The organism is Variovorax sp. V93, assembly GCF_041154485.1.
In the GTDB taxonomy this organism is placed as follows: Bacteria; Pseudomonadota; Gammaproteobacteria; order Burkholderiales; family Burkholderiaceae_C; genus Variovorax; species Variovorax beijingensis_A.
This window is the reverse complement of sequence record NZ_AP028669.1, coordinates 5,245,309-5,256,467: the sequence shown is the minus strand read 5'-3', so window position 1 is coordinate 5,256,467 and position 11,159 is coordinate 5,245,309. Positions and strand designations below refer to the sequence as shown.

General features: G+C 67.5%; 9 protein-coding genes. 5 read left to right on the top strand and 4 right to left on the bottom strand.

What is annotated here, in order from left to right; translation table 11 throughout:
- Positions 1–3 precede the first annotated feature (3 nt).
- Complete coding sequence (locus ACAM54_RS25010) at positions 4–705, top strand: heme-copper oxidase subunit III family protein (protein ID WP_209535615.1); 702 nt, start codon at positions 4–6, stop codon at positions 703–705.
- 8 nt (positions 706–713) lie between these two features.
- Entirely contained in the window at positions 714–1,028 is a 315-nt protein-coding gene (locus ACAM54_RS25005; RefSeq protein ID WP_145739215.1) for a cytochrome C oxidase subunit IV family protein, read from the top strand.
- Positions 1,029–1,044: 16 nt separating this feature from the next.
- Here ACAM54_RS25005 and ACAM54_RS25000 read toward each other — a convergent pair whose 3' ends face one another.
- The 4 genes from ACAM54_RS25000 to ACAM54_RS24985 form a co-directional block, all read right to left on the bottom strand.
- Positions 1,045–2,673, bottom strand: a complete 1,629-nt coding sequence (locus tag ACAM54_RS25000) for an MFS transporter (protein WP_369649268.1) — start codon at positions 2,671–2,673, stop codon at positions 1,045–1,047.
- Positions 2,674–2,688: 15 nt separating this feature from the next.
- Positions 2,689–3,459 (bottom strand): amino acid ABC transporter permease, encoded by a 771-nt coding sequence (locus tag ACAM54_RS24995; protein WP_369649267.1) that lies wholly within the window; start codon positions 3,457–3,459, stop codon positions 2,689–2,691.
- 32 nt (positions 3,460–3,491) lie between these two features.
- Positions 3,492–4,250, bottom strand: coding sequence for a basic amino acid ABC transporter substrate-binding protein (locus ACAM54_RS24990; RefSeq protein ID WP_369649266.1), 759 nt, complete (start codon positions 4,248–4,250; stop codon positions 3,492–3,494).
- A gap of 74 nt (positions 4,251–4,324) precedes the next feature.
- Complete coding sequence (locus tag ACAM54_RS24985) at positions 4,325–4,801, bottom strand: Lrp/AsnC family transcriptional regulator (protein WP_369649265.1); 477 nt, start codon at positions 4,799–4,801, stop codon at positions 4,325–4,327.
- 180 nt (positions 4,802–4,981) lie between these two features.
- Between ACAM54_RS24985 and ACAM54_RS24980 the strand changes: the two genes are divergently transcribed.
- From ACAM54_RS24980 to secD, 3 genes are all read left to right on the top strand, one after another.
- Positions 4,982–8,578 (top strand): indolepyruvate ferredoxin oxidoreductase family protein, encoded by a 3,597-nt coding sequence (locus ACAM54_RS24980; protein WP_369649264.1) that lies wholly within the window; start codon positions 4,982–4,984, stop codon positions 8,576–8,578.
- A gap of 261 nt (positions 8,579–8,839) precedes the next feature.
- Complete coding sequence (gene yajC, locus ACAM54_RS24975) at positions 8,840–9,175, top strand: preprotein translocase subunit YajC (RefSeq protein WP_018905224.1); 336 nt, start codon at positions 8,840–8,842, stop codon at positions 9,173–9,175.
- Between the two features lie 90 nt (positions 9,176–9,265).
- On the top strand, positions 9,266–11,149 hold the full coding sequence (gene secD / locus ACAM54_RS24970; protein ID WP_369649263.1) for a protein translocase subunit SecD: 1,884 nt from the start codon (positions 9,266–9,268) through the stop codon (positions 11,147–11,149).
- Positions 11,150–11,159: the final 10 nt, after the last annotated feature.

Genomic DNA, 11,159 nt, shown 5'->3' with positions numbered 1-11,159 from the left:
CCCATGAACAACACCGCAACGATCGCCGCAAGGCCCTTGAGTCCGACCCTCGCCGCCAGCGGCTGGCGCGGGCTGATAGCCGACTGGTCCTCCGACCGCCAGGCCTTCCACGTGTCGTGGGGCAAGGCGATGATGTGGATCTTCCTGCTCAGCGACACCTTCGTCTTCAGCTGCTTCCTGACCGGCTACATGACGGTGCGCGCCTCGACCACCGTGCCGTGGCCCAGCCCGAGCGAGGTGTTCGCGCTCCATGTGGGGGGCGCCGACATCCCGCTGCTGCTGATCGCGATCATGACCTTCGTGCTCATCAGCAGCAGCGGCACGATGGCGATGGCGGTCAATTTCGCCTACCGCCGCGACCGCGTGAACGCCGCCACGCTGATGCTCGTGACCGCGACCTGCGGCGAAATCTTCGTCGGCATGCAGGCCTTCGAGTGGTCCAAGCTGATCCTCGAGGAGGGCGTGCGGCCCTGGGGCAATCCGATGGGGGCCGCGCAATTCGGCTCGGCCTTCTTCATGATCACGGGCTTCCACGGGCTGCACGTGTCGGCCGGCGTGGTCTTCCTGTTCACCGTGGCCTTCAAGCTCTTGCGCGGCGACTACGACAAGGCCGGCAACTACCAGATCGTCGAGATCGCCGGGCTGTACTGGCACTTCGTGGACCTGGTGTGGGTGTTCATCTTTGCGCTGTTCTATCTCTGGTGAGGACCATCATGGACCCCGTCGCAGGCCAGCAACATCCGATCAGCCTCTATCTCAAGATCTGGGGGCTGCTGTTCGTGCTCAGCACGATGTCCTACCTGGTCGACTACTTCCATTTCCAGGGGTACCTGCGCTGGGCCCTGATCATCACTTTCATGCTGCTGAAGGCGGGGCTGATCGTCGCGGTCTTCATGCACATGGCCTGGGAGCGGCTGTCGCTGGTCTATGCCATCCTGGTGCCGCCCCTGTGCCTGCTGGTGCTGGTCGGGCTGATGGCGGCAGAGGGCGGCCATACCTTCCTCACGCGGCTGCAGTTCTTCCACTGAAGCCGCTGCGGGCCGCTCAGCGCTTCACCACGTAGCGCGTCACCACCGGCGGCGACTCGCCGATGTGGAAGGCCAGCCGCCGCTCGCGCAGCGCCATGTCGGCGGCCGTGGCGCGGTTGAAGCGGCGCAGGTGGTCGGTCCAGCTTTCGTCCACGATCTCTTCCAGGTAGCGGCCCGGCTCCGCGATGTCGTGCAGCAGTTCCCAGCCGATGGCGCCCTGGCCCAGGCGCGCGCGCCGGGTCTGGTGCATCACCAGGTGGAAGGCGGCCGCGCGCGCGGGGTCGATCATGTATTCGATGGTGATGACCACGCGGCCGTTTTCCTCCGGCGTTTCCGCCGGCGGGCCCGCGGCCCAGCCGGCACGCGCCGGGCTCATGTCGGCTTCCTCGCCCGAGACGTCGGTGACCCAGCGCAGCGCCGCCAGCATCAGCAGGGTGCCGCTCGCGGCGGCGATCTCGAGGCTGGAGCGCAGGTCGGTGACGGTGGCCACCTGGCCCCAGAGCGCCGCGCCGATCGCGCTCGCGCCCATGATCGCCATCTGGTAGGTCGACATGCCGCGCGCGCGCACCCAGTCGGGCAGCGCGAGCTGGGCCGACACCGAGAGCGAGTTGGCCACCGTGATCCAGGCCATGCCGCCGAAGAACATCGCGGGCACCGCCACCCAGGCGTTGGGCGCGAAGGCCATCACCGCGGTGGCGAGCGACTGCAGCACCGTGCCGCGCAGCACCAGCTGGTCGCGCCCGAGCGCCTGGCGCAGCCGCGGCAGGAACAGCACCGCGATGATCGCGCCCGCGCCCATGGCGGCCAGCAGCAGCGTGAAGGTGGCGGCGCCGCCGCCCTTGAGGTTGCGCGCCAGCAGCGGCAGCAGCGCGAGCAGGGCGGTGGAATGGAAGAAGAAGATCGTGATGCGCGAGAGCACGGCCCGCATGCGCTGCGACTGCCAGACGAACTGCACGCCCACGCGCATCGCGCTGATGAGTTTTTCGCGGCCCAGCGGATTGGGCGTGTGCTCGCGCCGCCAGCGCAGCACCACGAAGCCCGAGGCCACCGACAGCACCGCGTTGAGTGCGAACACCCAGACGCTGCCCGCGCTGGCAATCAGCATGCCGGCCGTGAGCGGGCCGATGATGCGCGAGGCGTTCATCGCGATGCCGTTCAGGCCCAGCGCCGCCGGCAATTGCGGCCGCGGCACCAGCTCGGGCACGATGGCCGAGAACACCGGCCAGCGCAGCGCCAGGCCGATGCCGTTGGCAAAGGTGAGCGCCAGCAAGAGCGGCGCGGTCATCAGGTCCATCGCAATGGCCGCGCACAGCACGATGGCCGTGCCCGCCAGCCAGAACTGCGTGGCCACCAGCCAGCGCCGGCGGTCCAGGATGTCGGCCAGCGCCCCGCTGGGCAGGCCCAGCAGGAACACCGGCAGGGTCGAGGCCGACTGCACCAGCGCCACCCAGATCGGCGAGGTGGTCAGCGAGGTCATCATCCACGCCGCCGCCACGTCGTTCATCCACATGCAGATGTTGGCGATGAGCCAGGTGCTCCACAGCATGCGGAACACGGGCAGCTTGAGCGGCTCGAGCGCCGCGAACTTCGGCGGCTGCGGCCGGGCCGGGGGAATGGGTGTCTCTTCGGGGGAAATCGGTGGCATGTCGCCCGATTGTGCCTATCCCCTGTCGCTGCGCGCCAGCCGGTGTTCGAGCCGCCGCAGCATCGTCGTGAGCACCAGCGTCATCACCCAGTAGACCACCGAGATCGCGAGGTACGGCTCCCAGTAGCGCGCATAGGCGCCGGCCACCGTGCGCGCGGCGTAGGCCAGCTCGGCCAGCCCGATGGCCGAGACCAGCGAGGTGTCCTTCAGCAGCGCGATCGCGTTGTTGCCCAGCGGCGGCAGCATGCGCCTGAAGGCCTGCGGCAGCACCACGTAGCGCATCACCTGCAGGGGCGTGAAGCCGATCGAGCGGCCGGCGTCGAACTGCCCGCGCGAGATCGACTGGATGCCGGCGCGGAACACCTCCGAGATGTAGGCCGCCGAATTGAGCGTGAGCGCCACCACGCCCGAGATCAGCGCGCCATGCTCCTGCTTGAGCTCGCGTGCCAGGTCGCCGCTGATCAGCAGGCCGGTCGCCGGATGGATGAACACCGGCATCACCGCGAAGTGGATCAAGAGGATCTGCACGAACAGCGGCGTGCCGCGGAAGAAGCTCACGTACACCGTGGCCGGCCAGCGCAGGAAGAAGCGCGCCACCCAGCTCCAGGGCGCATGGCGCGGCCGGGCGAGCCGCGCGAGCGCCAGGCACAGGCCCCAGCTCGAACCCAGCAGCACGCACACCACCGTCATGCGCAGCGTCATCCAGGCGCCGTGCCAGAACAGGTCCTTGTATTCGACCAGGATGTCCCAGCGGAACCATCCGAACAGGAGGATCGGCTGTTCCATCTATTGCGCCCTCGCGCTCGGACCGGCCGCGCTCATCGCGCGTTCGGGTCCTTGTTGAACCACTTCTTGTAGATGGTGGCGTAGCTGCCGTCGGCGCGGATCGCGGCCAGGCCGGCCGTGAGCTTGTCGAGCAGCGCCTTGTCGCCCTTCTTCACGACGATGCCGAAGCCTTCCTCGGGGAAGGACTTGTCGTCGATGGTCTTCAGGTCGGGGTTTTGCGCAACGCGGTAGGCGATCACGCCGTTGTCGCCCATGGCGGCATCGACGCCGCCGCCGGCCAGCTCGGAAATGATGAGCGGCGTGCTCTCGAATCGGCGGATGTTGGGGCTGGTCTTGCCGAACTCGCGCGAGGCGATGTCGTCGGCCGTGGAGGCGCTCACCACGGCAATCTTCTTGCCCGCGAGGTCCTTCAGCGAGGCGACCGTGCTGTTCTTGGGCAGCGCGATCAGCTGGCGCGCCGCGAAGTAGGGCGGCGTGAAGTCGTAGCTCTGCTTGCGCTTCTCGTTGATGGTGACACCCGAGATCACGAGGTCGACGTCGCCGTTGTTGAGCGCGCCGAAGATGCCGGTGAACGGCGTGTTGACCACCTTGATCTTCAGTCCCTGCTGCCTGGCGATGGCGTTGATGATGTCGATGTCGAAGCCGACGATCTGCTTGTCCTTGTTCTCGAAGGCGAAGGGCGCGTAGGTGGCGCTGGAGGCCACGGTGAGTTCGCGGTTCTGGGCCTGGGCGCCGAAGGCGAGCGTGGCGGCGGCAAGGCCGAGCGCCAGGGCGCGGCGGATGGGGTTCATTGCGGGGTCCTCTTCGTCTTGATCCGCCGGCTGGCGGCGTGTGTGTATGGGTGGGCGGGAATTCTAGGTTGCCGCTAGTGCGCCAGGTGCCCGAGCGGCCAGGCGCTGCTGGCCTTCACCTCGCCCAGCGAGAAGCTGGTGTGCAGGTCTTTCACGTTCGGCAGGTTCATGAGGTGCTGGCGCGCGAAGGCCGAGAAGCTGTCCAGGTCCTGCGCCACCACCTGCAGCTCGAAGGTGCCGGTGCCGCTGATGTAGTGGCAGGCCACCACCTCGGGCAGCTTGCGGATCGCGTCCTCCAGTTTCAGCGTTGCATCGTTGGTGACGCGCTCGGTGTCCACGCGCACGAAAGCGAGCACGCCCAGCCCGATCTTGTGGCGATCGATCTCGGCGTGGTAGCCCTTGATGAAGCCGGCTTCCTCCAGCGCGCGCACGCGGCGCCAGCAGGGCGCGGCCGAGAGCCCCACGCGCTGCGCAAGCTCGGCGTTGGTGAGGCGTCCATCGGCCTGCAGTTCTTGCAGGATTGCGAGGTCGAACTTGTCAATGCTTTCCATGGATGGCAATATTAAGCAAGATTCTTCCTGGAAGCTGCTTTTTTGAGGCACAGAACGCAAACACCTGTCGCGCACCCCGGCATACACTTTGCGTGATCATGGGCTCGCGCCCGACCCGGGCACAGACCCACACCCCATCAGCCAGGCCCAAAAGGCCCTGCCACACGGAGACAGACATCAATGAACGCACCGCTGCCGGAGCACATTCGCAAGGCCCTCGAAACGGTCACGCTCGACGATAAATACAGCCTCGACTACGGCCGGGCCTTCATGAGCGGCGTCCAGGCGCTGGTCAAGCTGCCGATGCTGCAGCGCCTGCGCGACAAGCAGGCCGGCAAGAACACCGCGGGCTTCATCAGCGGCTACCGCGGTTCCCCGCTCGGCGGCTACGACCAGGCGCTGTGGAAGGCCAGCAAGTTCCTGAAGGAACAGAACATCGTGTTCCAGCCCGGCGTGAACGAAGAACTCGCCGCCACCGCGCTCTGGGGCACCCAGCAGCTGGGCTTCTCGCCCGCGGGCACCAACAGGTTCGACGGCGTCTTCGGCATCTGGTATGGCAAGGGCCCGGGCGTGGACCGCTGCTCCGACGTCTTCAAGCACGCCAACATGGCGGGCACCACCGAGTGGGGCGGCGTGATCGCGGTGGCGGGCGACGACCATATTTCCAAGAGCAGCACGGCCGCGCACCAGAGCGACCACATCTTCAAGGCCTGCGGCACGCCGGTGTTCTTTCCGGCCAACGTGCAGGAAATCCTGGACCTCGGCATCCACGCCTTTGCGATGAGCCGCTTCTCGGGCATCTGGTCGGGCATGAAGACGATCCAGGAAATCGTCGAGTCGAGCGCCACGGCCATGATCGACCCGGACCGCGTCGAGATCGTCATTCCCACCGATTTCCAGATGCCGCCCGGCGGCCTGCACATCCGCTGGCCCGACCACGCGCTCGAGCAGGAAGCGCGCCTCATGCACTACAAGTGGTATGCCGCGCTCGCCTACATCCGCGCCAACCGGCTGAACCACAACGTGATCGAAGGCCCGAACGACCGCTTCGGCATCATGGCCAGCGGCAAGGCCTACAACGACACCCGCCAGGCCCTGATCGACCTGGGCCTGGACGACGCCACCTGCCGCCAGCTGGGCATCCGGCTGCACAAGGTGGGCGTGGTGTGGCCGCTGGAGGCGCAGCTCACGCGCGACTTCGCCACCGGCCTGCAGGAGATCCTGGTGGTCGAAGAAAAGCGCCAGGTCATCGAATACCAGCTGAAGGAAGAGCTCTACAACTGGCGCGCCGACGTGCGCCCCACCGTGCTCGGCAAGTTCAACGAGCTCGACGGCGATTTCTCCGGCGGCGAATGGGCCATGCCCAACCCCACCGCCAACACGCTGCTGCGCGCCAACGCCGACCTGAACCCGGCGCTGATCGCCAAGGCGATTGCGCAGCGCCTGCGCAAGCTCGGCATCCTGGAGCAGGCCGGCGCAGACATGCGCGCGCGCATCGACGCCCAGATGGCCATCCTCGAAGCCAAGGAGCGCTCGATGGAAGTGCTCAAGGTGGGCGGCGTGCAGGGCGCCGACCGCCAGCCCTGGTTCTGCTCGGGCTGCCCGCACAACACCAGCACCGTGGTGCCCGAGGGCTCGCGCGCGATGGGCGGCATCGGCTGCCACTTCATGGCCACCTGGATGGACCGCTCCACCATCGGCTTCACGCAGATGGGCGGCGAGGGCGTGCCGTGGGTCGGCCAGCAGCCTTTCACCACCGACCAGCACATCTTTGCGAACCTGGGCGACGGCACCTACTTCCACAGCGGCCTGCTCGCGATCCGCCAGAGCATCGCGGCCGGCGTGAACATCACCTACAAGATCCTCTACAACGATGCCGTGGCCATGACCGGCGGCCAGCAGGTCGGCGAGCGGCCCGAGGGCCACTCGGTGCTGCAGATCGCCGAGAGCCTGCATGCCGAGGGCGCCAAGAAGGTCGTCATCGTGACCGACGAGCCCGAGAAGTACGAGGGCGTGAACATCCCGGGCGACCATGTGGCGGTCAAGCATCGCGACCTGCTCGACGAGGTCCAGCGCGAATTCCGCCAGATCGCCGGCACCACCGCCATCATCTACGACCAGACCTGCGCCACCGAGAAGCGCCGCCGCCGCAAGCGGGGCACGGCCGTCGATCCGGCCAAGCGCGTGGTCATCAACGAGCTGGTCTGCGAAGGCTGCGGCGACTGCAGCGTGCAGAGCAACTGCCTGTCGGTCGAGCCGCTGGAAACCGAGTTCGGCCGCAAGCGCACCATCAACCAGAGCAGCTGCAACAAGGACATGAGCTGCCTCAAGGGCTTCTGCCCCAGCTTCGTCACGGTCGAGGGTGGGCAGCTCAAGAAGAAGGCCCGGGACAAGGCCGATTCGCCGCTCGCACTCGGCCCGCTGCCCGAGCCGGCCGTGCCGGTGCTGGCGCAGGACCAGGTGTGGGGCATCGTGGTGGCCGGCGTCGGCGGCACGGGCGTCATCACCATCGGCCAGCTGCTGGGCATGGCGGCGCACATCGAGGGCAAGGGCATCGTCACGCAGGACGCGGCCGGCCTCGCCCAAAAGGGCGGCGCCACCTGGAGCCATGCGTTGATCGGCCAGTCGCAGGAGGCGATCCGCACCACGCGCGTGGGCACCGCCGCGGCCGACCTCATTCTGGCGGCCGATCCGCTGGTGGCCGTCAACGCCGAAACCCTGGCGCGCATGCGCGAAGGGCGCACGCACGTCGCGCTCAACACGCACAGCACGCCCACGGCCGCCTTCGTGCGCAACGCCAACTGGGTGAACCCGCAGGACGACTGCGCCAGCCAGATCGCGCGCGCCGTGGGCACCGACGCGCTCGGCACCTTCGATGCCGATGCCGCGGCCACCACGCTGATGGGTGACAGCCTCTATGCCAACCCGATGCTGCTGGGCTTTGCCTGGCAAAAGGGCTGGATTCCGCTGGCGCTCGAGTCGCTGCTGCGCGCCATCGAGCTCAACGCGGTGGCGGTCGAGAACAACAAGACCGCCTTCGCATGGGGCCGCCAGGCGGCCGTCCATCCGGACGAGCTGCAAAAGCGCCTGCGCCCGGGCCAGGTGATCGAGTTCAAGAAGCGCGAGACCGTCGAAAGCCTGGTGGCGCGCCGGGTCGAATTCCTCACGGGCTACCAGAACGCGGCCTATGCCGAGGAATACCGGCAGTTCGTGGACAAGGTCCGGCAGGCCGAATCGGCGCTTGGCAAGACCGCGCTGGCCGAAACGGTGGCGCGCTACCTGTTCAAGCTCATGGCCTACAAGGACGAGTACGAGGTGGCGCGGCTGCACGCCGACCGTTCGTTCCTCGACCGCGTCGAGGGCATGTTCGAGGGCGACTTCAAGCTCAACTACCACCTCGCGCCGCCCATCATCGCCAGGAAGAACGCCAAGGGCCAGCTGCAGAAGCAGAAGTTCGGCCCCTGGATGCTCGCCGGCTTCAGGCTGCTGGCCCGGCTCAAGGGCCTGCGCGGCACGGCCCTGGACATCTTCGGGCGCACCGAAGAGCGCAGGACCGAGCGCGCACTCATCGCCGAGTACCGCGCGAGCATCGAGGAAGTGATGGCCGGCCTTCGCGCCGAGAACCATGCGCTGGCGCTGGAGATCGCGAGCCTGCCCGAGCAGATCCGCGGCTACGGCCACGTGAAGGAGCGCAACCTTGCCGCGGCCCGCACCCGCTGGAGCGAGCTGCTCGCCAAGTGGCGCCATCCGCAGCAGGCGCAGCGCGCCGCCGCGTGATTCCGGCGCGGGGCGCGCCCCGGCGGCCCCCCGCCTCGGGCGTTTGCTTCTGAAAAGATAGCGACCGGAGCCCGTGGAAAGCCCCGCTCCGCGCGCCGGATAAGCGCGCGGAGCGGGGCATTGCCACGAATACAATGCCCGCTGCTGCGCGCGGCCGAGGCCGCCTCAAGCTCTGACTCGCGGCCTTTTCCCCGGGGCCGCGGAACCGCGGGCCCGGTCCGCGCTTCTGACATTCCTCTCTTCTCTCTGCTGGAGACTCTCTTGTTCATTTCCTCTGCTTTCGCCCAGACCGCACCCGCAGCTTCCGGCGGTGGCGACATGCTGTCCTCGCTGGGCAGCATGCTGCCCCTGGTGCTGATGTTCGTGGTGCTGTATTTCGTGATGATCCGCCCGCAAATGAAGCGCCAGAAGGAAGCCCGCGCCATGATCGAGGCGCTGGCCAAGGGCGACGAAGTGGCCACCGCCGGCGGCGTGCTCGGCAAGATCACTTCGCTCGGCGACCAGTACCTCGGCCTCGAAATCGCCAATGGCGTGGAGATCAAGATCCAGCGCAGCGCTGTGGTCCAGGTCCTGCCCAAGGGCGCCGTCAAGCAGTAAGCCCAGCAATCAACGCGCGGCTCGGCCTTGCGCTTCGTGGCGCATGGCCTCAAGTTACGCCGGTGTCCTGTTTCTGAAAAGCGCTTTCTCATGAACCGTTATCCGGTCTGGAAGTACGCGATCATCGTGATCGTGCTGCTTGTGGGGTTGATCTATTCCCTGCCGAACTTCTTCGGCGAGGCGCCTGCCGTGCAGGTGTCCGCGGCCAAGTCCACCGTCAAGGTCGATGCGGCCACCCGGAGCCGGGTCGAGGAGGCGCTCAAGGCCGCCGGGCTCGCGCCCGACCTGCTCACGCTCGAGGCCGGCTCGCTGCGCGCGCGCTTCGCCACGCCCGACGAGCAGCTCAAGGCGCGCGACACCCTGCAGCGCACGCTGGTGCCCGATCCGGCCGATCCGCCCTACGTGGTGGCGCTGAACCTGGTCTCGCGTTCGCCGGCCTGGCTCACGTCGCTGCATGCGTTCCCGATGTACCTGGGCCTGGACCTGCGCGGCGGCGTCGACTTCCTGCTGCAGGTCGACATGAAGGGCGCCATCGACAAAAAGGCCGAATCCTTCGCGAGCGACCTGCGCACCACTTTCCGCGACAAGGGCATCCGCGGCACCTCGGTGAGCCGCAACGGCCAAACCATCGAGGTCCTGTTCCGCGACGCGGCCGCGCTCGAAGCGGCCAAGCGCCTGATCCAGGACCAGTTCCAGGACCTCGCCACCACCGACAGCCAGGACGGCAGCAACTGGCGCCTCGTGGCCACCATCAAGCCCGAAGCCGCGCGCCGGCTCCAGGACGCGGCGCTCAAGCAGAACATCACCACGCTGCACAACCGGATCAACGAACTCGGCGTGGCCGAGCCGGTGATCCAGCAGTCGGGCCTGGACCGCATCGTGGTGCAGCTGCCCGGCGTGCAGGACACGGCCAAGGCCAAGGACATCCTGGGGCGCACCGCCACGCTCGAGATGCGCCTGGTCGACGAAAGCGCCGAAGGCCGCGCGGCCGAGCTGAGCGGCGGACCGGTGCCCTTCGGCTCCGAGAAATTCCTCGAACGCAACGGCCGCCCGGTGATCGTGAAGAAGCAGGTGCTCGTCACCGGCGAGAACCTCACCGACGCGCAGCCCGGCTTCGACCAGCAGAGCAACCAGCCCAAGGTCGACCTGACCATGGACGCCAAGGGCGGCCGGATCATGCGCGACGTGAGCCGCGAGAACTACAAGAAGCGCATGGCCATGCTGATCTTCGAGAAGGGCAAGGGCGAAGTGCTCACGGCCCCGTCGATCAATGGCGAGCTCGGCAACCGCTTCCAGATTTCCGGCTCGATGACCGTGGTCGAGGCCAACGACCTCGCGCTGCTGCTGCGCGCCGGCTCGCTGGCCGCGCCGATGGAAATCATCCAGGAACGCACCATCGGCCCGAGCCTGGGCGCCGACAACATCGAGAAGGGCTTCAAGAGCGTGATGTATGGCTTCCTGGCCATCATGGTGTTCATGTGCGCCTACTACGCGCTGTTCGGCCTGTTCTCGTCGATTGCGCTGGCCGTCAACCTGATGCTGCTGGTCGCCATTCTCTCGATGCTGCAGGCCACGCTCACGCTGCCCGGCATCGCGGCCATGGCGCTGGCCATCGGCGTGGCCATCGACTCCAACGTGCTGATCAACGAGCGCGTGCGCGAGGAGCTGCGCAACGGCGCCTCGCCGCAGGCGGCCATCCACGCCGGCTACGACCGCGCCTGGGGCACGATCCTCGACTCCAACGTGACCACGCTGATCGCGGGCATCGCGCTGCTGGCCTTCGGCTCGGGGCCGGTGCGCGGCTTCGCGGTGGTGCACTGCATCGGCATCGTCACCTCGATGTTCTCGGCCGTGTTCTTCTCGCGCGGCCTCGTGAACTTCTGGTACGGCCAGAAGAAGAAGCTCAAGACGGTGTCGATCGGCACGGTCTGGCGCCCCAAGACCGACGGCACGGCCGTGGCTGAAGGCAAGTAAAGGTCAAGGA